Raw genomic sequence first — 24,215 nt, 5'->3', positions numbered from 1 at the left:
AGAGGCGTGTGCGGCCTGCTTGGACTGGTGTGTCCCAGTGAGAACGACGCGGCGACAGCACGTCCCGCCGTGGGCGAGGCGCTGCGCTGCCAACGGCATCGCGGCCCGGACGAGACCGACACCTGGGCCGACGGCGAGATCGTGTTCGGTTTCAACCGGCTCGCGATCATCGACGTCGACCACTCGCACCAGCCGTTGACCTGGGGGCCGCCGGAGAATCCGACGCGCTACACCATCAACTTCAACGGTGAGATCTACAACTATCTCGAGCTGCGTGCCGAACTCGCGCAGCAGCACGGTGCGACCTTCGACACAGAGGGCGACACCGAGGCGATCGTCGCGGCGTACCACCACCTCGGCCCCGCAGCCGTGGGCCGGCTGCGCGGCATGTTCGCGTTCCTGATCTGGGACTCCGAGGCGAAGGTGGTCTTCGGGGCGCGCGATCCGTTCGGCATCAAGCCGCTGTTCGTCTCGACCGGCCCGAACGGCGTGGCCTTCGCCAGCGAGAAGAAGAGCCTGCTCGCGCTCACCGGCACGCTCGGGCTGGCCGACGAGCTCGACCCGGTGGCGCTGCAGCACTACCTGGTCCTCCAGTACGTGCCCGAGCCCGAGTCGCTGCACCGGAACGTGCGGCGCATCGAGTCCGGCACGTCGTTCACCGTCTCGCCCGGTGGGGAACTGCGCACCGACCGGTACTTCTCCCCCGAGTTCCGCACCAAGCCGGTCTCCGGGCCCGCCCAGACCGCGGCGCTGCACGAGGAGATCGCCGAGGTGATGCGCGACTCGGTGGCCAAGCACATGCGCGCGGACGTGACCGTCGGCTCGTTCCTGTCGGGGGGCATCGACTCGACCGCGATCGCGGCGCTGGCCAAGGAGCACAACCCGAACCTGATCACCTTCACCACCGGGTTCGAGCGCGAGGGCTACTCCGAGGTCGACGTCGCGGCCGAGTCCGCGGCCGCGATCGGCGTCAAGCACGTCGTCCGCACCGTCTCCGCCCAGGAGATGATGGAGACGCTGCCGCTGATCGTCTGGTACCTCGACGACCCGGTCGCCGACCCGGCCCTCGTGCCGCTGTGGTTCATCGCCCGCGAGGCGCGCAAGCACGTGAAGGTCGTCCTGTCCGGCGAGGGCTCCGACGAGCTGTTCGGCGGGTACACGATCTACCGCGAACCGCTGTCGCTGGCGCCGTTCGAGAAGATGCCCGGTGCGTTGCGGCGGCTCGCCGGGAAGGTGTCGAAGGCCATCCCCGAAGGCACACGCGGCAAGGACCTGTTGCGGCGCGGATCGCTGCCCCTCGAGGAGCGCTACTACGGCAACGCGCGCCTGTTCCGTGACGACCAGCTGCGCGAGGTCCTGCCCCAGTACGCCGAGGGCGTCGGACACCAGGACGTCACACGGCCCTGGTACGACCTGTCCCGCGGCTGGGACCCGGTGTCCCGGATGCAGCACATCGACCTGTTCACCTGGCTGCGCGGCGACATCCTCGTCAAGGCGGACAAGGTGACGATGGCCAACTCGCTCGAACTGCGGGTGCCGTTCCTCGACTCCGAGGTGTTCCGCGTCTCGTCGGCCATCCCGCTCGACCAGAAGATCACCAAGGAGACGACGAAGTTCGCCCTCCGCAGGGCACTCGACGGCATCGTCCCCTCGCACGTGCTGAACCGCCGCAAGCTCGGGTTCCCCGTGCCGATCCGCCACTGGCTCCGCAACGACATGTACGACTGGGCGCGCGGCATCATCGCCGACTCGCAGACCGGTCACCTGCTGGACAAGGCCGCCGTCCGAGCGCTGCTCGACGAGCACCGCGCCGGCACACTCGACCACAGCCGCCGGCTCTGGGCACTGCTGGTGTTCATGATCTGGCACGGCATCTTCGTCGAGAACCGCATCAAGGTCGACGTCCCGGAACCGCAATACCCGGTGTACCTCTAAGTCGGGCACCCCGGGCCGGCCCTTCCGGCCCGGGCTCTCCGGTGACGTCTCGCCGTGGAGCCCGGCCTGGCGGCGGGTTCCGCTGGTGGAACGCCGGCGCCGCGCCGCCTCCCGGCCGCGCTGCGCAGCCCGGCGCCGCCGCGCCGCTCGGCGCCGGTCCGGTGTACACCGCCCCTGCCCTGCACATCGTGCAGGACAAGCGGTTCTTCGTCGGCATGCTCGTCAACGCGAGTTACGCGGTGACCGACCAGGCGGGCACGCTGCTCGGCGCGATCGTCCAGGTGGATCCGGACGCCTCGAAACAGGCCCGCACCCCACAGCGACGACGGCGGCGGGGCGGGGCTGTCCCAGCACTACGAGCTGATCGACGCCTCCGGCGCGCCGTACTTCCACATCGCACGGGCCCTCCGTGCACAGTCGGCGACCAGGCCCCGCTTCGACGTCACCCTGCCGGACGGGACACCGCTGGGGCACGTGGAGTCCGAGACGCTCGTCGGCCGGATCACGATGGGACTGTATGCGTCGGGAGCGCGGATCGGCGAGCTGAAGATGGGCGGCATCCGGAACAACGTCCTCAACCTGTCCGACAACCTGTCCGACGCGGGCGGGCAGAAGGTCGTCGAGTGCGAACGCAAGCCGCCGATGTTCTCCAGGGAGGACGCCTACAACCTGAGCCGGCCCTATCCGCTCGCAGAACCGTTCGGCACGCTGATCCTGGGCGGCATCATCGCGGTGGACAACGCGTTCTTCGCGCGAAGCCAGGCGTCGCTGTTCTGACCCGACCCGAAGCCGCACCGGACGGCGGGCTCCGCCCCCGCCACGCGTCGCTGCCCGAGCTCGATTCACGAGCACGTTAACCCTGCCGAGCGACTACCGGACGGTACAGCGCGACTACCGGCCGGTAAGCCTGTCGCCCGGTCCCGTCGCTGCTTACGTTCGGTCGCGATGAACAGCGCCCACGACACCTCCAGCGCCCACGACACCGCTGCCGACGGCACGTCCGCCGACCGCGTCCCCGCCTTCCGTACCGCGCCGGGCGCACCCGAGCCGGAGTCCCTGAACGACCTCATCGCCGACTGCCGGGACATTCCGCGTCCACACGTACCCGGGCAGCGGCCGCATCCCTCCGCTCGGCCGTGGAATGTGAACGAGGCATGTCACGCTCAGGTATCAGGACTGGACGCGTACGTCTGACACCAGGCACGCTCACGGGAGCCGCGGTCAACGGCGATCGCGGCCCCACTCCCCGTCCCCGAGGCCGGTCGGCGACGTTCGACCGGCCGACGACAGCGAAAACGGGCGCCGGTCATGAAGACCGACGCCCGTTTTCGCAGTTCGCATGCCCCCGCCGCCGCGGGGCGGGACTCAGTGGAACGAGTCGCCGCAGGCGCAGGAACCGCCCGCGTTCGGGTTGTCGATAGTGAAGCCCTGCTTCTCGATCGTGTCGACGAAGTCGATCTGGGCGCCTTCGACGTACGGGGCGCTCATCCGGTCCACCGCGACGCGCAGGCCGTTGAAGTCGCGGTACAGGTCGCCGTCGAGTTCGCGCTCGTCGAAGAAGAGCTGATAGCGCAGGCCCGCACAGCCGCCCGGCTGCACCGCGATACGCAGGTGCATGTCGTCGCGGCCCTCCTGGTCGAGCAGCGCCTTGGCCTTGCCTGCGGCGCTCTCGGTCAGGATGACGCCGTGGGTGGCCTCCTCGGCGGCGTTGTTGCCGGTCTGCTCAGCGGTCGTCATGGCACTCCCTCAAGTCGCTGTCCCGGGGCTCGATCTCCGCACGGCAGTCGCCTCACGGAGCGGACATTCCCCATGCTCACTCCAGTATTCCACCGGAGGCAACAAGGTGGACGGCCGTCTTGTTCCCCGGCCGCCATGGTGGCACATCCGCCGACCGCCTGAACAACGGCAGTGAGCACTGCAATACCCTGGCAGCGTGAGGTTCCTGCGCCGGGGCAATGCCCAGAAGTCCGAATCCGATGCCGCCGAGACCACGGTCGACGTCGACGGGTCGGGCGAGTCCGACGTGCCCAAGGGCTACACCCCGGGCAAGGGCAGGCCGACGCCGAGGCGCGTCGAGGCCGAGGGCAAGCGCCGCGGCCCGGTCGCGCCGCCGCCCACCACCACGCGCGAGGCGATCCGCCGGAACCGGGAGCTGAAGAAGCAGAACCCGGTGACCAAGGAGGACAAGGAAGCGCGCCGCGTCGCCGCCCGCGAGCGCCGGGAGAAGATGATGGCCGGCGACGAGCGCTACCTGCTCCCCCGGGACCGCGGTCCGGTCAAGCAGTACGTGCGCGACCTGATCGACTCGCGGCGCAACATCCTGGGCCTGTTCATGCCGCTGGCCGTGCTGGTGTTCCTGTCGCTGCTGGTGCCGGTCGTGGCGATCCAGCAGTACGCCACGCTGGTCACGACGATCTTCCTGCTCGGCATGCTGGTCGAGGGCTTCATCAACGGCAGGCGGGTGACGAAGGCCGCGCGGGAGCGGTTCCCGAACGAGACGATCCGCGGTGCCTCCCTCGGCTGGTACGCGTTCGTGCGGGCGAGCCAGCTGCGGCGGCTGCGGGTGCCGAAACCGCGGCTCAAGGCGGGCGACCCGATCCCGTGACGACGTGAGCCTGCCGCGGGCCCGCTGCCGTGAGATGACTTTCGAGGTCGTCGGACCACCCCAGCGCGAGACGTCTCGAGCATCACACCTCCGGGTCGTTAGCCACGCGAACTAAGCCCCTAGGATCCGGGTATGGAGTTTCGACGTCTCGGCCGCAGCGGCCTCAATGTCAGTGAGATCTCGTACGGCAACTGGCTCACCCACGGTTCCCAGGTGGAGGAGGACCAGGCGCACGCCTGCATCAAGGCGGCCCTGGACGCGGGCATCACGACCTTCGACACCGCCGACGTGTACGCGAACACCGCCGCCGAATCGGTGCTCGGCCGCGGCCTGCAGGGGCAGCGCCGTGAAAGCCTGGAGATCTTCACCAAGGTCTTCTGGCCGACCGGCCCGAAGGGCCCGAACGACAAGGGCCTGGGCCGCAAGCACGTCATGGAGTCGGCGCACGCCTCGCTGAAGCGCCTCGGCACCGACTACGTGGACCTGTACCAGGCGCACCGATTCGACCACACGACGCCACTCGAAGAGACGATGCAGGCCTTCGCCGACCTGGTCCGGCAGGGCAAGGTGCTCTACGTCGGCGTCTCGGAGTGGACCGGCGAGCAGATCACCCGCGGTGCCGAACTGGCCCGCGAACTGAAGATCCCGTTCGTGTCGAACCAGCCGCAGTACAACATGCTGTGGCGCGTCATCGAGGACCAGGTCGTGCCCGCGTCCGAGCGCGAGGGCATGAGCCAGATCGTGTGGTCGCCGATCGCGCAGGGCGTACTCACCGGCAAGTACAAGCCGGGCCGGCCGCTCCCCGCAGGCTCACGCGCGACCGACGAGAAGGGCGGCGCCAACACGGTCCAGAAGTTCCTGCGCGACGAGGTGCTCGAGCGGGTCGAGAAGCTCACCCCGCTGGCACAGCAGGCCGGCCTGTCGCTGGCACAGCTGGCCGTGGCGTGGGTGCTGCAGAACCGCAACGTCGCCTCGGCGATCATCGGCGCCTCCCGGCCCGAGCAGGTGCAGGAGAACGTCAAGGCCGTCGGCGTGACGCTGGACGACGACCTGATGACGGCCATCGACGAGGCACTCGGCGACGTCGTGGTCACCGACCCGCGGGAGACGAAGAGCCCCGAATCGCTCTGACGTCCGGACGGCGCTGAGCGGCGATCGCTCAGCGGTCGCGCCCGCCGTCGTCGGAGTGACGGCGGCGGGCGTCCGCCGCGGCCGACCACACGAGCCGCACCTCGTCCGCCAGCCGCCACGGCTTGCGCGCGGCCGTGCGCGGCAGCGACCCGGTGAACCCCACCGGGTGCCTGCGCAGTCTGCGGGCCATGCGGCCGGGTTTGCTGAGCATCCGGTGCCGCAGGTCCTGCAGGTACCGGCGGCGGACGTCCCGTTCGATGGAGGTGCCGCACGTCAGGCAGGTGGTGACCACCAGCAGCCGCCCGGCGTAGGCGAGTTCGTGTCGCGTCTCGCGGCCGCACCGGTGGCAGGCGAGCGTGGCGTGTTCGATCGTTCCCTTCGCGCCCATCGCTTCCGTCCTCGTCGACGTCACGTCCGGTAATCCGCCGCGGCCAGCACCTGCTCGGCGACCACCAGATCGTGCGGGTAGGTGATCTTGAAGTTCTGCTGCTCCCCGCGCACCCACCGCACCGGAAGCCCGGAGAACCGTTCCATCACCGAGGCCGTGTCGGTGCCCACGAAGTCGTCCCGTGCGGCACGTTCGTAGACCTCGAGAAGGGGCCCGGCGCGAAAGCCCTGCGGTGTCTGGGCACGCACGATCGACGCCGGTTCCTGTCCGGTGAGCTCGCCCGCCTCGTCCACGGCCACCAGGTCACCCGCCGGCAAGGCCGGGATCGCACCGCCGTGCTCGCGGGCCTCGTGGAGCACTCCCGCGATCAGCGCCGGACTCACCAGCGGCCGGGCGGCGTCGTGGATCAGCACCGTGTCGACCGAACCCTCGTCGATACGGCTCGACAGCCATCGCAGCGCCCGCAGTTCCGACTCCTGCCGCGTCTCGCCGCCGTAGACGACCTCCACGGAGGCGTCGACCTCGCGGTCCAGCACCCAGTCCACCAGGTCCTTGTCCTGCGGACGCGCGACGAGCACGAGGGCGCCGATCTCCGGCACCCGCCCGAACGCGTCGAGCGACCACGACACCAGCCTGCGCCCGGCCAGCGGCAGGTACACCTTGTTCATCTCCGCGCCGACCCGCGTCCCGGCCCCGCTGGCCAGCACGACGCCGGCCGCGGGCGGAACCCGGCGGCTCCGGCCCGCCGAGCCTCGCCGGGTTCTCCGTTCCGCCACGGCGGAGATCATACGAGACCGGGTTCATCCGAGTTCGCCGCCGAGCAGCTCGCCGATCGTGGCCAGCAGCCGCGCGCCTGCGACGCCGTCGGCGACCCGGTGGTCGACGCTGAGCCCGAGGGTGCACCGCAGCCGGGTGCCGATCCCGCCCGGCACCGGCACGACCCGCGGCTCGACCGTGCCGACGGCGAGTGCGGTGGCCTGCGGTGGCGTCAGCAAGGCCTGGAAACCGCCGACGCCGCTGCCGCCGAGGTTCGACATCGTGCTCGACGCGGTCGCCGACAGCTCCGGCAGTTCCAGCCTGCCGGTCCTGGCTCGCGTGACGACGTCGTCGATGCGCCGGGCCAGGGCCGGCAGGTCGCCGGAGTCCGGGTCGGTCAGCACGGGTGCGAGCAGCCCCCGTTCGGTGTCGACGGCGACCGCGACCGACAGCCGGTCGCAGGGTTGCACCCCGCCGTCGGTCCAGGTGGCGTTCAGTTCCGGATGCCTGCGCAGCGCCGCGGCGAGCACGCGGGTGAACACGACCGTCCAGCTCACCCCGCCTCGCCGGAGCTGCGCCTCGTCGAGGTCGACGTCGCGGTACAGCACGAACTGCGGCACGCCGGCGCTCGCCGTCATGCGGCGGGCGACCGCGGCGCGCCCGTCCCGCCGCCGGGTCGGGGCACTCGCCGGAGGCGCAGCCGGTTCCGGCCGCAATCCGCCGCGGTTCGGTTCCTCCGCCGGAAGGTCGGCCACGCGGATCGTGTCCCACGGGCCGGTCGCGGTCAGCGCCGCGAGGTCCACTCCCCGTTCGGCCGCCAACCGGCGCGCTGCGGGCACCGCGGCGGGCGGCCGGGCCGGGTCCCCTGCGGCGGCGCCGTTCGCCGACACCGGTACACCCGCCGGTTCCGGTGCCGATTCCGGTGCCGGCGCGGGTTCCGCGGCGGTCTCCGGTTCCGGGGACGTCGCGGTCTCCGGTTCGGGGGCCGGACCGTCGAACAGCCCGTCCAGGAGGTCCTCTGCCTCGGAGTCGACATAGGCGATGGGGTCGCCGACGGCGATGACGTCCTCGGGCGCGGCGACGAGGCGGGCGAGGACACCGTCGACCGTCGCCTCGACCTCCATGTCGACTTTGTCCGTGGTGACCTCACAGACGACCTCGCCCTGGCGCACCTCGTCGCCCTCGGCCTTGTGCCACGCGACGAACACGCCCTCGGTCATGGTCATCGACATCTTCGGCATCACCAGCGGGACCTGGTTGTTCACCATCGCCGCACCAACTCCCCCGCCTTCGCCACGATGTCGTCGACCTGTGGCACGGCGGCCTGTTCGAGCTGCGGCGCGTACGGGATCGGCACGTCGAGACCGCACAGCCGGGACACCGGCGCCTGCAACCGGCCGAACGCGGGCGATTCGACGATCCTCGCCGCGATCTCGGACATGAACCCGCCGGTTCTCGGCGCCTCCTGCACCAGCAGGGCCCGTCCCGTCGCCGCCACGCTGTCCACAATGGTCTGATCGTCGAGCGGCCGGAGCGTGCGCGGGTCCAGCACGGCGGCCGACACCCCGTCGGTGGCGAGCCGTTCGGCGGCCTCCAGCGCACGCGGCACCATCACGCCGGTGGCCACGATCGTCACGTCCGCACCGGTGCGCCGGACGGCCGTCTCGCCGAGCGGCACCCGCACGGGGTCCTCCGGCACCGGCCCGCTCTGCTTGTAGAGCAGTTTGTGTTCCAGCACGATCACCGGGTTCGGATCATCGATCGCGCTGAGCAGCAGGCCCTTCGCATCGGCAGCCGTGCTCGGCATGACCACCTTCAGCCCCGGCACGTGGGCGAACCACGCCTCCAGGCTCTGCGAATGCTGCGCGGCCGCGCCGGTTCCCGAACCGCCGGGCGCGCGCAACACCATCGGCACGGTCGCCGCACCGCCGAGCATGAAGTGGATCTTCGCGGCCTGGTTGGCGATCTGGTCCATCGCCTGCGCCGTGAAGTCGGAGAACTGGATCTCCACGATCGGGCGCATGCCCGCGAGCCCGGCACCGACCGCGGCGCCGACGATGCCGAGTTCGCTGATCGGGGTGTCGCGCACCCGCTCGGTGCCGAACCGGTGCACCAGGTCACCGCTGACGCCGAACGCACCGCCGTAGGTGCCCACGTCCTCGCCGAACAGGAACACGCTCTCGTCCGCCGTCATGGCCTGTGCCATCGCCTCGCGCACGGCCTCGGAGTAGGTGAGGGTGCGCGGTTCGGCCACTGCCGGAGCCGTTCCACCGGCCGCAGCGCCGCCGGTGACCGGTTCTGTTCCGGCGGCCGTCACCGCGCCGGTGCCCACGTCGCTGGTCGTCGTCATCCTCGGGTTCCTCCGGCGATCGGCGCCCCCGCCGGGGCGTACACGGCGTCGGTCAACGTGGCGGCGTCGGCGTCCGGCGCGGCGCTCGCGGTGCGGATCGCCTCCCGCACGCGGTCGCGCGCGAGGATGCGGCACTCCTCGACGTCCGATTCGGACAGTGCGGGTGGCACGGACGGTGCCGTCGCCGCGGCAGCACCGGTGACGGCCGACTCGAACGCCGCGATCGGGTCACGTTCGCGCCAGCTCTCGATCTCCTCACGGGTGCGGTAGAGGTTCTTGTCGCTCTTGGAGTGGCCCTTCCAGCGGTAGGTCAGCGCTTCCACGAACGACGGCCCGCCTCCCGACCGGGCACGCTGCACGGCGTCGGTGACGACGTCGTGCACGGCCTGCGGATCGTTGCCGTCCACCGTCACCCCGGGAATGCCGTACCCGCGCGCACGTTCGGCGAGTGTGTCGACGTTGAACGCCCTGTCCACCGACATCGACATCCCGTAGCGGTTGTTCTCGCACACGAACACCACCGGCAGGTCCCAGATCGCGGCGAGGTTGACCCCTTCGTGCCAGGCACCCTCGTTGACCGCACCGTCGCCGAAGAAGCTGACGACGACCTGCGACCCGCCGCGCATGCGCACGGCCAGCCCCGCGCCGGCGGCGATCGGCACCCCGCCTGCGACGATGCCGTTGGCCCCGAGGTTGCCGGTGGCGACGTCGGCGATGTGCATCGATCCGCCGCGGCCCCGGCAGTAGCCGGTCTCCTTGGCCAGCAGCTCGGCCATCATCGCGTCCAGCTTCGCGCCCTTGGCGATGCAGTGGCCGTGACCGCGGTGGGTCGACGTGATGTAGTCGCCTTCGGACAGTGCCATGCAGGCGCCCGTCGGCACGGCCTCCTGGCCGATCGACAGGTGCATCGTGCCGTGCATGAGCCCTCGCGCGAACATGTCGTCGACCGCCTCCTCGAAGCGGCGGATCGTCCACATCGTGGTGAGCGCGTGCTTCGCCAGGCCGGGGTCGGCGGTGAGCGTCACCGGACCGTCACCTCCTCGCCCGCGAGCAGCCGGTCCTGCAACCGCCGCAGGGTGGCGATCGTCGTGCTCTCGTCCACGGCGACGTCCTCGGCTGTCAGCACCGTGCCCTCGGGAACGTCGCGGAGCACCCGGCCGCCCGCGACGAGGCCGAGCGGGAGGTGCCCGTCGTCGCGTACCGCCGTGGCCCGGTCGGTGATGCCGTACACGGTCTCCCCGCCGATGCCGTCGATCGCCTCGCCCGCGGCGAGGTCACGCTTGGCGACCGCGAGCACCTCGGCGTTCCAGGCGACGGGGGCGAGACTCGGCGTACGGTCGGCCACGGCCTTGGCGACCGACAACGGCGCCTCGACGCTCGCCAGGTGGTACGGACGGTAGAACGCGTAGTACGGGCCCTTGCCCATGCCCAGGTAGGCCATCTCGGACATGACCGCGGGGTGGTCGCTGCGGCCGATGACGAACACACCGGGCGCGACCGGTCCGGTGCAGTAGTCCACCATGCCCTCGCCCGGCAGCACACCGCCGTCGGACTCCGGCCGGAACGTCTCCGCCAGCGCCTCGACCGTGCAGTGCGGACCGGTCATGCCCCGCGAGGGCACGGCCAGATCCACACCGTTGGCCAGCGCAGCCATCTCGATCATCGTCTTCGAGCCGTCGACGAAGCTGGCGAGCATGTGCGGGTTCATGCCCTTGGCCTCGGCCTCCTCGGTCAACGACGCGGGGGTGGCCGACGGCCGGAGCGGGTTGTTCTTGCCCTTGCCCGCGCAGACGACGTCGAAGCCGATGTCCCGCACGTAGTCGGCGAGGGCCTTGCACTCGACGGGCTCGTCGCCGCGGCACACCGTGTACACGCGGCCGGTCCGCTCGGCGACGGTCTTCAGCAGGTAGCCGATGGTCACGTCGCATTCGACGTTCAGCATCGCGATGTCCTGGCCTGCCAGCAGGCCGTGGAACGCCACCTGCGCCCCGACCTCGGGCACGCCGCTGGCGTCCACGAGCACGTCCAGCGGCAGGCCGGGCAGCGCGGTCGCGTCCGAGGTGACGACCGGCGTTCCGGCCTCGATCATCCGTGCCAGCTCGGCGCGGTCGCCGCTCAGCACGGCGTCGCCGCGGCCCGCCTCGGCGAACGCGCGGCGGCCACGATCGGGGGTGATGTCGGCGATCGCCGCGACCTCCATCCCGTCGATCCGGCTCGCCTGCACCACGAAACCGAGCCCCATCTGCCCCGCACCGACGAGCCCGACCCGGACCGGACGGCCCAGTTCCCGTTCCCGCTCTCGCAGCCGATCGACATACCTCATCCGCGTTTCCTCCGGTCCGCCTCGTCGCGCCTGATGCGGGTGAACGTGCACATCTCCGCATTACACGGCCGCATTTGCACATATGTGAGTATGATGTGCACCTTGGTTCTTCCTTGGTAGCACGGGAGATCTGCAGCACACAAGCTTCAGACATGTGCACATATGTGCGCGCGTTATGGGTGCACATGGGTACACGGGCCGGCCCCGCTGCAGCGCGATGCACCGCCCGGCCGCCCGCGGTGACGCCGGCCCCTCATCGCCGCCCAGCAGCCCGTGCCAGGTCCCGTACCGCGAGGGCCATCCGCACACATGCGGGCGGCGCGTCTCCCGTTCGCTCCGGGAGACGCGGCCGCCCGCATGTGTCGTGTCCGCCTGCTCAGCCGCCTGCTCAGCCGCGGAGTGTCCGGGGCCGGCTCGAACGCAGTCCGCCCGCGTTGAGCCGTCCCGCCATGCCGATCGCCTCACGCAGCGCCGTGGCGATCGCCGCCGATCCGGCCCGCTCCTCGGCACCGTCGACCGGACCCACCAGTTCGGGCCGCTCGGCGAACCGGGCGAACACCGACGCGCCGTGCATCGCCTGTGCCCGGGTGATCTCACCGCGCCTGCGATCGATCACCAACAGCACGATCGCGCCGCGGAGCCTGCCCTTCGCCCGCCCGCTGACCAGGAGCACGCCGCTGCGGTTCTCGTCGTCGGCGAGTGCGTTGACCGCGCTCTGATACGCCAGGTGCTGCCGGTAGCTCAGCACGCCCGCCACCACGAACGCACCCAGGATCAGCACCAGCGCCTGCCAGGTCACGGCGTCGCTCCCCGGAACCCGACCCGCGCACCCGCGGCCGGCGGCGAGACCGTGCCCTTGGCATGCACGGCACCCGGTAGCAATTCCGTGCTCTCGTCGGGATTCAGGTACACGACGATGTGCCCGAGCGTGCTCAGGTTCTCGTGGGCCCTGTCCCCCACCGCGATCACTTCGACGTCCTCGTCACCGATGCTGAACACGTCGCCGGTACGGATCTCGCGCGCCGGTCCCGTTGCAGGGCCGTGCACCACGCTCACGCTTTCCAGCGCGTCCGGAATGGGGTCGGCGTACAGGATGACGACGCCGCCGTCGACCATCTCCGCGGCCTCGTCCCCGGCCCGCAGGACCGTGCTCTCGTAATAGAAGCTCATGTGTTCCTCCTCGAACCCGCACTCGCGACCGGCGCTAGAGACCGAAGCTTGCGGCCCACGCAATGACGACCGCAAGCGGCGATGTGATCATGCGGCTGATCAGCACGGCAGGGGTGCCGACCGCCACGGTTTCCGGTTTCGCCTCGCCGAGCGCCAGGCCGACCGGCACAAAGTCACAGCCCACCTGGCCGTTGATGGCGAACAGCGTCGGCAGCGCGTACTGCACCGGCAGCGCCCCGATCGCGATCTGACTGCCCATGAGCGTGCCGACGACCTGCGCGATCGCGGCACCCGGACCGAGCACCGGCGACAGGAACGGCAGCGCGACGACGAAGCTGATCGCGAGCAGGCCGAACGGATTGCTCGCGATGGGCGAGAGCACCTGGCCCATCCATTCGGCCACGCCCGTGTACATGACGATGCCGAGCAGCAGGCTCACGTAGGCCATGAACGGGAGAATGGTCTTCAGCGTCAGATCGACCGTCTGCCTGCCCGCCGCCAGCATCGTGTTGACGAACGTGCCCACGGCGGAGCCGAACCCGACGAACACGTTGGTGACCGCGTTGAACGCCTTGCCCAGCGGGCCGCCGACCGGCAGGGTCGCCGCCACCGCCGACGCGGACGGCCGGTCACCCCGTGGCGGCACCGCACCACCGGAGGACGCCGCACCACCCGGCGCCCCGTCACCCTCGGCAGTGCTCGTTCCCTTGGCCGACTCGACCTCGCCGTCCGATGTGGACCGCGCGATCTCGTTCATCCCCACCGCGGAGACGAACAGCTCCTCGGTGATGAACTTCGCCAGCGGCCCTCCGGGGGCACCCGGATAGACGTCCACGGTGGGGATGCCCTTGCGCGGGTAGACGCCGATACGGGCGGTGCCGCCGCAGTTGATGACGGCCGCCACCACTTCGTCGTCGGGGACGGTCGTGTTGAACCCGTCCACCGCCTCGGCCCCGGTGAGGTCGGCGATCTTCTGCGCCACCGGGTGGATCCCGCCGCCGGTCACCGACAGCACCTTCGTGCGCGTCTCGTCGGCCCGCAGGGTCAGGCCGGGTCCCCAGCCGCCTGCACCCGCGCGGACGAAGACCGTGGACGACGATTCCGTACCGGTCGCCGTCGTGTCCTGCCCTGACGTCGCCTCGTGCTCGGTCATGCCTTCTCACCCGCCTTCGCCTGCTCGAATTGCCGGTCGAAATCGGCGAAGACCTCGCTGCGGCCGGTCCGTTTGATCATGAACGCGGTGAGTTTCTCGGTGATGATGCCGCGGATGAAGATCACGAGGATGCCCACGAGGAAGTAGCGCAGCGCCAGCGGCACCGTGGACTCGCCGAGCTGTGTGACGCCGTTGGCGATGCCGAACCAGACGAACAGCTCGCCGGCGTTCGCGTAGGGGAAGAACGTGGTCACCGGGTGCACGAACGACACCGCGGAGTCGTAGAACGCGGGCTTGTACCGCTCGGGCAGGAACCGCCCGAACGAGTAGGCCATCGGGTTCGTCAGCATCAGCAGCGCGAGGATCGGCATGACCGAGTAGCGGGTGATCCACCACCGGCCGCACCACTGGACCGCACGCGTGACGCGCTCCTCGCCGATGAACGTGGTGAGCGCATACATGAACGTGAGCAGCACGATCAGCGTCGGCAGGATGCCGGTCACCAGATCGACGAACTGCGAGCCCGCTTCCTCGAACAGGCCGATGAAATGGGTTCCCAGCCACTCGAAGACACCCAGCACACCCCCGCTCGTCTCGGTCTCCGGCTGAGCCGGCTGCTGCTGCGCCATCAGATTTCAGCGAGCGGGCCTGTTGCTTTGGCTGCGGGGCGGATCGACGCCTTGTTTCGCGTGATCGGTTTTTTACCTGCGCTGGTCCCACTCGCCTCCCTCCCCTCATTCTTATAAGAGTGGTGTTTGTATACTGTTGTGGTGTCCGTCACCAGGAAGGTTCGCCAGTTCTCCGGCGGCGTGTGCGACCTCGGACTGCATGTGGTGTGGTGTTCGAAGTACCGCCGCCGGGTTCTGGGTGGCCGGGTCGGGGAACGCTTGGACGAGTTGATCCGGCAGAAGGCCGACGAGCGGGGGTGGGAGGTCGTGGCGCTGGAAGTGATGCCCGACCAGGTGCACCTGTTCGTCAAGCATGATCCGAAATCGTCAGCGTCGTATGTAGCGAACCAGTTCAAAGGATTCACCTCGCGTGTGTTGCGCGAGGAGTTCCCGCATCTGCGTTCGCGGCTGCCGACGTTGTGGTCGTCGTCGTACTTGGCCGCCTCGGTCGGTTCGGTGTCGGCCGACACGGTGCAGGAGTACGTCGATACGCAGTCTGAGCGCGTGTAGCCGTGCGACGGTCGTACAAGTTCCTTCTGCGTCCGACCAGTAAGCAGCAGCAGGCGTTGCGGGCGATGTTGGCTGATCACTGCGACCTGTACAACGCGGCGTTGCAGGAACGCCGTGATGCCTATCGGCACGGGTCGAAGACCCGCGTGCGCTACGGCGATCAGTCCGGGCAGCTCACAGCTATCCGCGCAGCGGATCAGGGCGGGCAGGGACGCTGGTCGTTTTCGTCGCAACAGGCCACGCTGCGCCGGCTGAACAAGGCGTTCGAGGCGTTCTTCCGCCGCGTCAAAGCTGGCGAGGTGCCCGGATATCCGCGTTTCAAGGGAAAGGGCCACTTCGACACGGTCGATTTCCCGAAGGACGGCGATGGGTGCCGGTGGAACTCCGCCCCACACGAGAGTCAGGTGCGCGTGCGCCTGCAAGGCGTCGGGCACGTGCGGGTCCACCAGCACCGGCCCGTGCGCGGCATGGTGAAAACGGTGAGTGTCAAGCGGGAGGCGAACCGGTGGTTCGTTGTTCTGTCCTGCGAGGGCGTTCCTGCCGAGCCACTGCCCGAGACCGGCCGCACTACCGGTATCGATATGGGTGTCGAGCACTTCGCGACCACCAGCGGCGGCAAGCACATCGCTGGCCCCCGGCACGCCCAGCAGGCCGCCGAGGATCTTGCCGAGGCGCAACGGGCACTGGCCGAGTTCCCCAAGAAGGTCCGTACGTCGCTGCGCACGAAGAAACACCGGCATGCAGCGCGCAAGGTCGGCAACCTCCACGCCAAGATTCGTCGACAGCGGCTGGACCACCACCACAAGACCGCGCTCGCGCTCGTGCGTGACAACGACGTGATAGCGCACGAAGACCTCAACATCAGCGGCATGACCACCGCACCGAAACCCAAACCACACCCGGACCAGTCCGGCGCATTCCTGCCCAACCGCGCAGCAGCGAAAGCCGGGCTCAACCGCTCGATCCTCGACGCAGGTTGGGGGCAGTTCCTTTCGATCCTGGCGGACAAGGCTGAAAGCGCCGGTCGCCGAGTGGTCGCGGTGGATGCCCGCAACACCTCCCGCACATGTCCCGAATGTGGACATGTCGCAGCGGAGAACCGTGTCAGTCAAGCCGATTTCACCTGCCAACGCTGCGGGCACGCGGCGAACGCCGACGTCAACGCGGCAATCAACATCGCAACCAGGGCCGGGCTGGTCCTCTCCAACACTGCCTGAGCAGCACCAGAGGAAGCCCGCGCGTCCCCACGTGGGCGGAGTCACTACAGCAAGCACTTGCATTCCTTGGCCTCCTTCTCGGCCCCCGGCGGATATGCGCTGATAGACGTGCGGACCCGGCCACCCTCCGGCCGGTCCGGCGCCTGCATGATCGGTGCCCCGAGCCCGTCATCCGTCTCGTTCGCACCCGTTGCACGTCGCACCCGTCTGCACATTGCGCCCGTCGCACATTGCAGACTGCTGCACATATGTGCAAAGCTTGTTCACGTTTGCCAGTGATGTGTGTAACATGCCGTCGAACCGTCGACAAGGCCCCGGCGACGACCGGGACCGGGAAGCAAGGGAGCGCCTCCATGCCGGAAATCCACGTCAAGGTCGGCTCGTCCGTCGGACTTCACGCCAGGCCGGCCAGCCAGTTCGTCAAAGCCGCGACCGCCACGGGCAGCGACGTCCGCATCGGCAGGCCCGGCTCCGACCTCGTGGACGCTCGCAGTATGTTGTCCGTACTGGGCCTCGCCATCGGGCACGGTGAAGAGGTCGTCCTGCGCACCGACGGCGACGGCGCCGGCGACGCGCTCACCGAACTGTCCCGCATGCTCGAGTCCGATTTGGACGCGTGATCGATGCCACCGCCCCGTGATCAGCAAGCACTCGTCGCAGCGGCACGGCTGTACTACGAGGAAGGCCGCTCGCAGCACGAGGTCGCCAAGGCACTCGACATCAGCCGCTCCAGCGTGTCGCGGATGCTCACGGCCGCGCGGGAGCACGGCATCGTGCGCATCGAGATCAACGACCCGACGGGGCGCGACATGGATCTCGAGGCGGAACTGGCCGAGCGGTTCGGCCTGCGGGACTGCCGGGTCGCCGAGATCCACAGCGGCGACCGTCCACTGCAGCGCGTGGGCGACCTCGGCGCACGCTGGTTGCTGGACACGATCCAACCGGGACAGCGGATCGGTGTTTCCTGGGGCACAGGACTTCAAGCACTGGTGCAGTCCATTCCGGACGAGGGCGGACTCGACGTCGAAGTGCTGCCACTCGTCGGCGGACTATCCGCAGTGGACACCGCCATCAGCGGCGAGGAGCTGGTCCGTGACCTGGCGGGTCGGCTCGGTGGCCGGTACCAGCGCCTCCACGCCCCCGCGTTACTCACCTCCAAGGAGGGCAGGGACGTGCTGCTGGCCGAGCCGAGCGTCCAGGCAACGCTGGACGCCGCCCGGCGCGTGCAGGTCGCGCTGGCCGGCATCGGCCGGGTCGGCCGCGGCTCATCGGCGTCGTTGGTGACGGCGATGAACCTGTCCGAGCAGGAGCGGGCCGGATTGGACGCCGCGGGGCCGGTCGGCGACGTCTGCGCGCGGTTCTTCGACGCCGCGGGCAAGGCCGTCACCGGGCCCGCCGACGACCGGGTGCTCGCCGTGTCGCTGGCCGACCTGGCGGCGATCCCGACGGTCGCGGGCGTGGCTGCGGGGCCCGAGAAGGCCGACGGTGTCCTCGGAGCACTGCACACCACGGTGCTCGACGTGCTGATCTGTGACAGCTCACTGGCCAGGGCGCTGCTCTCGGAGCGAGGCGCGGTAGCTTGAGCCCGTGAACATCGAGTTCGGTCCCGTCACTCTTCCCGACGAGAACGCGCGCGCCGGTGCACTGCAGCGGCACGCGGCGCTGCTGTCACCCCCGCGCTCACTGGGCAGGCTGGAACGGCTCGGCGCCTGGCTCGCCGCGTGCCAGGGGCGGACGCCGCCCCGGCCGCTGCGGCGGATGCGCGTCGTGGTGTTCGCCGCCGATCACGGGGTCACCGCCGACGGCGTGTCCCTCGGCGGTCCCGGCACGACGCGGGCACTGCTCGACGCGCTCGACGCCGGCTCGGCACCGCTGAACGTCCTCGCCGACGTGGCGGGCGCCGGGATCCGGGTGCTCGACGTGGGCACGGCGGGTGGCTCAGGACCGGACCACGTGCGCAGCGGGTCGGGCTCGATCGCCGCGGCGGACGCGCTCACCGAGGACGAGACCGAGGCCGCGGTACGCGCCGGGATGCGGGCTGCCGATGCGGAGGTCGACGAGGGCGCCGACGCGCTCGTGGCCGCCGAGCTCGGCGCCGGCGTCACAACCCCCGCTGCGACGCTGGTCGCAGCGCTGACCGACACCGAACCGGTGGCCGTGGTCGGGCGCGGGTCCGGGATCGACGACAGGGCGTGGATGCGCAAGACCACCGCCATCCGGGACGCGCTGCGGCGCTGCCGGCCGGTCACGGGCGATCCGCTCGGGCTGCTGCGCACCGCGGGCGGCGCGGATCTCGCCGCGATGACGGGGTTTCTGGCACAGGCTGCGGTGCGGCGGACGCCGGTGGTGCTGGACGGCCTGCCGTCGACCGCGGCGGCGCTCCTGGCGGAGGAACTCGCACCGGGCGCACGGTCCTGGTGGCTGGCGGCGCACCGTGCGGCCGAGCCCGCCCAGGTGGTTGCGCTGGAGCATCTGGACCTGGAGCCGGTACTCGACCTGAACATCCGGCTCGGCGCGGGCACCGGGGCCGCGACCGTGCTGCCGATGCTCGCCTCCGCTGCCCGGCTGCTCACCGACGTCGCCGAACGACCGGCACTGCCCGCCGACGCGGACATCACCTGACGCGACCTGCGCATCTCACGGTGTCGGCCCGCGGCAACACGCCGCGGGCCGACACCGAGCGCGGATGCGGTTCAGTCGAACTTGTGCACCCAGCCGTGGTCGTCGGCGCGGGTGCCTTCCTGAATGCCGGTGAGCTGTTCGCGCAGCGCCATCGTCAGCTCGCCGGGCTCGCCGCTGCCGATGGTGAACTCACCGTCGTCGTGCTTGACGTGTCCCACCGGCGTGATCACCGCGGCGGTTCCGCAGGCGAACACCTCGGTCAGCTCCCCTGACCTCGCGGCGTTCTCCCACTCCTCGGTCGAGATCCGCCGCTCCTCGACCCGGAGACCCCGGTCGGCCGCCAGTTCCAGCAGGGACCTGCGGGTCACGCCGGGCAACAGGGATCCGCTCAGCTCGGGCGTCACCACGGTCGCCTCGTCTCCCGAACCGAAGACGAAGAACAGGTTCATCCCGCCCATCTCCTCGACCCAGCGGTGCTCGGCCGCGTCGAGCCACACCACCTGGTCGCAGCCCTGCTCGACGGCCTGGGCCTGCGCGACGAACGACGCCGCGTAGTTACCCGCGCACTTGGCCTCGCCGGTGCCACCCGGCGCGGCCCGCACGTACTCGGTCGACAGCCACACCGTCACGGGTTTGACACCGCCGGAGAAGTACGACCCGGCCGGCGAGGCGATGAGCAGGTACAGGTACTCCGCGGACGGACTGTTGACCCCCAGTCCCTCCCCCGTGGCGATCATGAACGGCCGCAGGTACAGCGCGTCGCCCTGCCGCGTCGGCACCCAGCGCTTGTCGATGTCCACGAGCTCGGCGATCGACCCGAGGAACAGCTCGTCGGGCAGCTCCGGCATGGCGAGCCTGCGCGCGGAGTCACGGAACCGCTGCGCGTTCGCCTCCGGCCGGAACGCACCGATGGTGCCGTCGGGCTGGCGGTACGCCTTCAGCCCCTCGAAGATCGCCTGCCCGTAGTGCAGGACCTGCGTCGCCGGGTCGAACGTCAACGGCGCGTACTCGCGCACCTCGGCGTCGTGCCATCCCTGCTCGGCGTTCCACTTCACCGTGACCATGTGGTCGGTGAACCGCACGCCGAAACCCGGATTCTCCAGTACGTCCGCTACGCGCTCCGCGGAGGTCGCGTGCGTGCTGGGAATACGGGTGAACAGGGTTGTCGTCGTCATACCCGGAGCATATCGCCCCGATGGCCCCACAGCGCCATACCCGGTCGTTACGATCGCGGTGTGAACACGAACCCCCAGCACCCGGGCACTCCGTACTCGCCGCAGTCCGCGCCCTACCCGCCGACCTCCCAGCCGACGGGCGGGCAGGCGCAGCCGTCGCCGTCGGGTGGCGGCTTCGCGACCCTCGCGGGTGCCGCGCTGCTGACCTTCGCCTGCGGGATGGCGGTCCTGATCGGCTACCTGATGATCGGGAGTTTCGGCGCGATCATCGGCATCTTCGGTGCGATCTTCGGCGTCGTGTGGCTGGCAGGGGTCCACGGCGGCAAGGTGTTCCCGCGCGAGGGGTTCCCGACGAAGTCGCTCGGCGGTCTCGCCGCGGCCTCGGCCGTACTCCTCGCTCTCGCGGCCGCCATGACCTGACCACCGTCACGGTCACAGCCGGGTCAGCAGCCCGCCGAACAACAGGACGGCCGGCACGACGACCGCCACCCGCCCGGGACCGCGCCGCCCCACCGCCGCGCGGCCGGCGAGTTCCGCGAGCGCCAGCATCGCCGCGACCGTCACCGCAGCGGCCGGCGCCAGCAGTGCCGCCGGGATCGCGGCCACCGCCGCGGGCACGACCACGGACGTGATCTGCGACGGATGTGCCCGCTGCCTGGCCGCGCCGAACGCCGTGAGCGCCGCGGGCAGGCACGCCAGCGTCACGACCGCGCCCAGCGCCGGTGCCAGTGCCTGGGCGTCCGCCGCGGCGAAGGTGTCGCGCAGCGACGTCGTCGACAGCCCGAGCCGCAACGGGCCGAGCTGGTACAGCGCTGCACCCGCCACGACGAGCGCCGCGACCGAGCCCACCACGACCGTGCGCCGCGACCGGCCGCGGAGGACGGGCACGAACACCGCGGCGGCCGACAGCACGCCGCCGACCACGCCCCACGGCGTGTCCCCGCCGACCGGCTCGGCCGCGTGCGAGGGAGCCGGGCTCACCCCGAGGCACACCGCCACGAAAGCGGCGGCCGCAAGCAACAGCAGACCGCCCACCCACCGGCGCCAGTAGGCGTCGAGCCTGATCCCCGCCACGTCGGCGACCGCGACACCGGCGACGAGCAGCACCGCCGCGGCGGGCCGGTGGTCCGGCACCAGGTAGGCCGCGAAGGTCGAGGCGGCCAGCACCACGATCGCCAGCCGTGCGGCGCGGCCGAAGCCGTCGACCAGTCGGCCGGGGCCGGGGCCGGGGCCGGGCCGGGCCGCCCCGTCCGGCACGTCGCCGTCCGACTCCGGCACGTCCCCGTCGCACTCCCCACCGTCCGGACCGGGGCCGCCGGAAGCCCGGCCGCCCGGTGCGGCGGCGCCGGCCGGGGTGCCGAGACGCGCCACCCCTGGTTCGGCCGCCAGCACGAACACCGCCGCCAGCGCGATGCCGAACAGTGCCCACCAGCCTGCGCCCGCCACGGCCACGGCGAGCCCGCCGAGCACGCCCAGCGCGATCCACACCGCTGCCCACCTGCCTTCGTTCACCGTCACCGGCACACCTACTTCCGGCAGCCGCCGGGAGCGTCAATAGCATGGCTGACGAGTGAACACCCGAGATGAGGAGTCCCAGCGTGGCCGTTCCGAAACTTGCCCTGACCGAGCTGACCGAGGCGTCGCTGGCGAAGACCCGCGCGCAGACCGTCGTGGTCGGCACCGTGCAGGCCACCGGCGGCCTCGAACTGGCACCCGGCTCAGAGGCCGTGGACGCGGCGTACGGCGGCACGCTCGCCGACGTTCTCTCGAAACTCGGGGCGACCGGCGCGGCCGAGGAGGTCGTGAAGGTTCCGTCGCTCGGCAGGCTGGCGGCCGACGTGGTGCTGGCGGTCGGGCTCGGCCAGCCGGAGGTGACGGCCGAACAGGTGCGCCGCGCGTCCGGCGCTGCGGGCCGCGCCCTGGCGGGCACGAAGCGCGCCCTGACGACGCTGTCGGCGGTCGACCTGCAGGCCGCGACGGAGGGCATCGCGCTCGGTTCCTACGCGTTCACCGAGTACAAGTCCGAGAAGGGCGACAAGCCGGTGCAGACGGTGGACGTCGCCGCGCCCGCCGAGGGCACCACCAAGCAGCACCGCGCCACGCTGAAGGCCGCGACGGCCACCGCAGAGGCGGTCTGCACCACGCGCGACTTCATCAACACCCCGCCGAACGACCTGTTCCCCGGCTCGTTCGCCGACCGTGCCCGCGCGCTGGCCGAGGATGCCGGCGTGGCCGTCGAGGTGCTCGACGAGAAGCAGCTCAAGCGCAAGGGTTTCGGCGGCATCCTCGGTGTCGGCGCGGGCTCGTCGCGCCCGCCGCGGCTGGTGAAGGTGACCTACAAGGGCGCCAAGGCGCGCAAGCGGATCGCGCTGGTCGGCAAGGGCATCACGTTCGACACCGGCGGTATCTCGCTCAAGCCGGCGGCGAACATGGACAACATGACCTCCGACATGTCCGGCGCCGCGGCGGTGCTGTCGTCGGTGCTGCTGGCGGCGAAACTGAAGTTCCCGCTCGAGGTCACCGCCTACATCCCGCTGGCGGAGAACATGCCGTCCGGTACGTCGTACCGGCCCGGTGACGTGCTGACCATGTACGGCGGCAAGACCGTCGAGGTGCTCAACACCGACGCCGAAGGACGCCTCGTGCTCGCCGACGCGATCGTGCGCGCGGCCGAGGACGAGCCGGACTACCTCATCGAGACCTCGACGCTCACCGGCGCGCAGGTCGTCGCGCTGGGCAACCGGACGGCAGGCGTGATGGGCTCGGACGAGTTCCGCGACCGCGTGGCCGAACTGGGACAGGCGACCGGTGAGAACGCCTGGCCGATGCCGCTTCCCGACGAGCTGCGGTCCGAACTGGACTCGAAGCTGGCCGATCTGGCGAACGTCACGGGCGCCCGCTGGGGCGGCATGCTCGCCGCGGGCATCTTCCTGCGCGAGTTCGTCGCCGACGACCTGCCGTGGGCGCACATCGACATCGCCGGCCCCTCGTACAACACCGGTTCGCCGTGGGGCTACACCGGCAAGGGCGGCACGGGCGTGCCGGTCCGCACCATCGCGGCCGTACTCGCCGATATCGCCGACAACGGCTGAGCGGTCTCGGGCCGCGGAAACGGCGACACGCGAGGAACGGGGACACGCGACGAGTGCAGGAGACGCCGGTGGTGACGGCGGGCCGCGGTGACCACCCCGAAGGGTCCGTCCGCACGGTGCTGACGGGAACCGACGACGCCGTCGACGCGACCGTCGCGCGTGAGGCGCTGCTCCTCGCGTGCGCGGGCGCGCTCGGCGAGTCGGACCGGCTGGTGCGGCACTGGACGACCGCCACCGACCGCGGGGTGGACCGGCTCGCCGCCACCGCCGTCACCGCGCGGGCGTGGGCGATGCTGCTCGCCGCGCGTGACGAGCTGCCCGGCGGCGATTCCCGGCGGCCGGACTGGGCCGAGGGACTCGTGCCGCTCGACCTGGACGCCGAACGAGACGAGCACGAGAAGGTGCTCGGTGAACGGGACGCGCTGCCTCCGCGGGGCAGGCGGCAGCGGGAGGCCGCGGCGGACGCGGAGCATGCCGCGGCCGCCGGAGACACCGACGCCGCCCGCGAAGCGCTGCACCGGTGGAGCGAGGTGGCCAGGGAGATCCCGCAGCCGGACGCCGCCACCCTCGCGGCGTGCCGGCACGTCGCACCACTGCTGGTCCGCGGGGAGCTGGCGGTCGACCCCGAGTGGGCACGCAGCTACGCGGGCGCGCTCGTCGCCGCGCTCGACCAGCGGTATCGCAGCGAGCCCCGCGACGCCGACTGGCGAGAGCTGATCGAGGCGATCATGCGGCTGCGGGGCGAGCCGGACGCCGTGCCGCCGGCCGCCTCGGTCGCGGCGATCGACCATGCGGAGAACCGGCTCGGCCGAACCCTGCCGGACGAGTTCCGCACGTTCCTCGGCGTGTGCGACGGCCTGCGCGCCGACGTCGTGTTCCCGCGGCTGCTCGGGGTGGCCGAACTCCGCCACGGCACGGAAACGGATGCCTCCGGCCCCGCCATCGTGATCAGCGATCCGCCCGTGTTGGCACTCTGGCCGTCCGGCGAGGTCACCGAGGACGACGAGCTGTTCGGCCGCAGCGTCCATCCCGGAATCCGGTCGGTGCTCGAGGAACACCTGCGCCTGCTGGAGGCGAGCGCCTGACGGTGGTGCGGGCACCTGTCCGGCACCACCGCCGA

At 70.8% G+C, this 24,215-nt stretch carries 26 protein-coding genes; 13 read left to right on the top strand and 13 right to left on the bottom strand.

Annotated elements, in window-relative coordinates; translation table 11 throughout:
- Positions 1–6: 6 nt before the first annotated feature.
- From asnB to LY12_RS03110, 3 genes are all read left to right on the top strand, one after another.
- Positions 7–1,935: an asparagine synthase (glutamine-hydrolyzing) gene (asnB, locus tag LY12_RS03120; RefSeq protein ID WP_253853138.1), complete on the top strand. Its 1,929-nt coding sequence runs from the start codon at positions 7–9 to the stop codon at positions 1,933–1,935.
- A gap of 474 nt (positions 1,936–2,409) precedes the next feature.
- Positions 2,410–2,712 (top strand): hypothetical protein, encoded by a 303-nt coding sequence (locus LY12_RS03115; RefSeq protein ID WP_253853137.1) that lies wholly within the window; start codon positions 2,410–2,412, stop codon positions 2,710–2,712.
- A 168-nt stretch (positions 2,713–2,880) separates the two neighbouring features.
- Entirely contained in the window at positions 2,881–3,129 is a 249-nt protein-coding gene (locus LY12_RS03110) for a hypothetical protein (protein WP_253855023.1), read from the top strand.
- Between the two features lie 171 nt (positions 3,130–3,300).
- Here LY12_RS03110 and LY12_RS03105 read toward each other — a convergent pair whose 3' ends face one another.
- On the bottom strand, positions 3,301–3,672 hold the full coding sequence (locus LY12_RS03105; protein ID WP_253853136.1) for a HesB/IscA family protein: 372 nt from the start codon (positions 3,670–3,672) through the stop codon (positions 3,301–3,303).
- A gap of 196 nt (positions 3,673–3,868) precedes the next feature.
- Here LY12_RS03105 and LY12_RS03100 point away from each other — a divergent pair, with 196 nt between their 5' ends.
- Both LY12_RS03100 and LY12_RS03095 read left to right on the top strand, forming a co-directional pair.
- Complete coding sequence (locus LY12_RS03100; RefSeq protein ID WP_253853135.1) at positions 3,869–4,540, top strand: DUF3043 domain-containing protein; 672 nt, start codon at positions 3,869–3,871, stop codon at positions 4,538–4,540.
- A gap of 132 nt (positions 4,541–4,672) precedes the next feature.
- A complete protein-coding gene (locus tag LY12_RS03095; RefSeq protein ID WP_253853134.1) occupies positions 4,673–5,671 on the top strand; it encodes an aldo/keto reductase family protein in 999 nt (332 codons plus the stop codon).
- A gap of 28 nt (positions 5,672–5,699) precedes the next feature.
- Here LY12_RS03095 and LY12_RS03090 read toward each other — a convergent pair whose 3' ends face one another.
- From LY12_RS03090 to srlA, 10 genes are all read right to left on the bottom strand, one after another.
- Positions 5,700–6,059 carry a hypothetical protein gene (locus LY12_RS03090; protein WP_253853133.1) on the bottom strand — a complete coding sequence of 120 codons (360 nt, stop codon included), beginning with the start codon at positions 6,057–6,059 and terminating at the stop codon, positions 5,700–5,702.
- Positions 6,060–6,079: 20 nt separating this feature from the next.
- Positions 6,080–6,847: an IspD/TarI family cytidylyltransferase gene (locus tag LY12_RS03085; protein WP_253853132.1), complete on the bottom strand. Its 768-nt coding sequence runs from the start codon at positions 6,845–6,847 to the stop codon at positions 6,080–6,082.
- A 12-nt stretch (positions 6,848–6,859) separates the two neighbouring features.
- On the bottom strand, positions 6,860–8,083 hold the full coding sequence (locus LY12_RS03080) for a dihydrolipoamide acetyltransferase family protein (RefSeq protein WP_253853131.1): 1,224 nt from the start codon (positions 8,081–8,083) through the stop codon (positions 6,860–6,862).
- Positions 8,077–9,165, bottom strand: a complete 1,089-nt coding sequence (locus tag LY12_RS03075; protein ID WP_301301756.1) for an alpha-ketoacid dehydrogenase subunit beta — start codon at positions 9,163–9,165, stop codon at positions 8,077–8,079. Before LY12_RS03075 ends, LY12_RS03080 begins: the two co-directional genes overlap by 7 nt.
- The gene (locus tag LY12_RS03070; RefSeq protein ID WP_253853130.1) at positions 9,162–10,190 is read right to left on the bottom strand and encodes a thiamine pyrophosphate-dependent dehydrogenase E1 component subunit alpha; all 1,029 of its coding nucleotides are present in this window, start codon (positions 10,188–10,190) and stop codon (positions 9,162–9,164) included. The genes LY12_RS03075 and LY12_RS03070 overlap by 4 nt, the downstream gene beginning before the upstream one ends.
- Positions 10,187–11,488, bottom strand: coding sequence for an NAD(P)H-dependent oxidoreductase (locus LY12_RS03065; RefSeq protein ID WP_253853129.1), 1,302 nt, complete (start codon positions 11,486–11,488; stop codon positions 10,187–10,189). The genes LY12_RS03070 and LY12_RS03065 overlap by 4 nt, the downstream gene beginning before the upstream one ends.
- Before the next feature lie 388 nt (positions 11,489–11,876).
- The gene (locus LY12_RS03060; protein WP_253853128.1) at positions 11,877–12,287 is read right to left on the bottom strand and encodes a transcriptional regulator GutM; all 411 of its coding nucleotides are present in this window, start codon (positions 12,285–12,287) and stop codon (positions 11,877–11,879) included.
- Positions 12,284–12,658: a PTS glucitol/sorbitol transporter subunit IIA gene (locus LY12_RS03055; RefSeq protein WP_253853127.1), complete on the bottom strand. Its 375-nt coding sequence runs from the start codon at positions 12,656–12,658 to the stop codon at positions 12,284–12,286. The genes LY12_RS03060 and LY12_RS03055 overlap by 4 nt, the downstream gene beginning before the upstream one ends.
- A 34-nt stretch (positions 12,659–12,692) precedes the next feature.
- On the bottom strand, positions 12,693–13,811 hold the full coding sequence (locus tag LY12_RS03050; RefSeq protein WP_253853126.1) for a PTS glucitol/sorbitol transporter subunit IIB: 1,119 nt from the start codon (positions 13,809–13,811) through the stop codon (positions 12,693–12,695).
- Entirely contained in the window at positions 13,808–14,440 is a 633-nt protein-coding gene (srlA, locus tag LY12_RS03045) for a PTS glucitol/sorbitol transporter subunit IIC (protein WP_253853125.1), read from the bottom strand. Before srlA ends, LY12_RS03050 begins: the two co-directional genes overlap by 4 nt.
- Before the next feature lie 141 nt (positions 14,441–14,581).
- Between srlA and tnpA the strand changes: the two genes are divergently transcribed.
- The 5 genes from tnpA to LY12_RS03020 all read left to right on the top strand — a co-directional run bounded on the left by tnpA (position 14,582) and on the right by LY12_RS03020 (position 18,828).
- On the top strand, positions 14,582–14,989 hold the full coding sequence (tnpA, locus tag LY12_RS03040; protein WP_372493433.1) for an IS200/IS605 family transposase: 408 nt from the start codon (positions 14,582–14,584) through the stop codon (positions 14,987–14,989).
- Between the two features lie 2 nt (positions 14,990–14,991).
- Entirely contained in the window at positions 14,992–16,206 is a 1,215-nt protein-coding gene (locus LY12_RS03035) for an RNA-guided endonuclease InsQ/TnpB family protein (protein WP_253853124.1), read from the top strand.
- 353 nt (positions 16,207–16,559) lie between these two features.
- Complete coding sequence (locus tag LY12_RS03030; protein WP_253853123.1) at positions 16,560–16,826, top strand: HPr family phosphocarrier protein; 267 nt, start codon at positions 16,560–16,562, stop codon at positions 16,824–16,826.
- Between the two features lie 3 nt (positions 16,827–16,829).
- Positions 16,830–17,789: a sugar-binding transcriptional regulator gene (locus LY12_RS03025; protein ID WP_253853122.1), complete on the top strand. Its 960-nt coding sequence runs from the start codon at positions 16,830–16,832 to the stop codon at positions 17,787–17,789.
- Positions 17,790–17,793: 4 nt separating this feature from the next.
- A complete protein-coding gene (locus LY12_RS03020) occupies positions 17,794–18,828 on the top strand; it encodes a nicotinate-nucleotide--dimethylbenzimidazole phosphoribosyltransferase (RefSeq protein WP_253853121.1) in 1,035 nt (344 codons plus the stop codon).
- Between the two features lie 71 nt (positions 18,829–18,899).
- Here the strand turns inward: LY12_RS03020 and LY12_RS03015 are convergent, their stop codons facing one another.
- Positions 18,900–20,003 (bottom strand): branched-chain amino acid aminotransferase, encoded by a 1,104-nt coding sequence (locus LY12_RS03015; RefSeq protein ID WP_253853120.1) that lies wholly within the window; start codon positions 20,001–20,003, stop codon positions 18,900–18,902.
- A 60-nt stretch (positions 20,004–20,063) separates the two neighbouring features.
- Here LY12_RS03015 and LY12_RS03010 point away from each other — a divergent pair, with 60 nt between their 5' ends.
- Positions 20,064–20,423: a hypothetical protein gene (locus tag LY12_RS03010; protein ID WP_253853119.1), complete on the top strand. Its 360-nt coding sequence runs from the start codon at positions 20,064–20,066 to the stop codon at positions 20,421–20,423.
- 12 nt (positions 20,424–20,435) lie between these two features.
- On the opposite strand, the gene LY12_RS03005 is transcribed toward LY12_RS03010, so the two are convergent.
- The gene (locus tag LY12_RS03005; protein ID WP_253853118.1) at positions 20,436–21,521 is read right to left on the bottom strand and encodes a hypothetical protein; all 1,086 of its coding nucleotides are present in this window, start codon (positions 21,519–21,521) and stop codon (positions 20,436–20,438) included.
- Positions 21,522–21,601: 80 nt separating this feature from the next.
- Here LY12_RS03005 and LY12_RS03000 point away from each other — a divergent pair, with 80 nt between their 5' ends.
- Positions 21,602–23,095 (top strand): leucyl aminopeptidase, encoded by a 1,494-nt coding sequence (locus tag LY12_RS03000; protein WP_253853117.1) that lies wholly within the window; start codon positions 21,602–21,604, stop codon positions 23,093–23,095.
- A gap of 68 nt (positions 23,096–23,163) precedes the next feature.
- Positions 23,164–24,180, top strand: a complete 1,017-nt coding sequence (locus LY12_RS02995; RefSeq protein ID WP_253853116.1) for an SMI1/KNR4 family protein — start codon at positions 23,164–23,166, stop codon at positions 24,178–24,180.
- Positions 24,181–24,215: the final 35 nt, after the last annotated feature.

The sequence above is a fragment of the Prauserella alba genome (assembly GCF_024171735.1).
Classification (GTDB): Bacteria; Actinomycetota; Actinomycetes; order Mycobacteriales; family Pseudonocardiaceae; genus Prauserella; species Prauserella alba.
The sequence above is the reverse complement of the archived record's forward strand: the minus strand, read 5'-3'. Positions and strand labels throughout refer to the sequence as shown.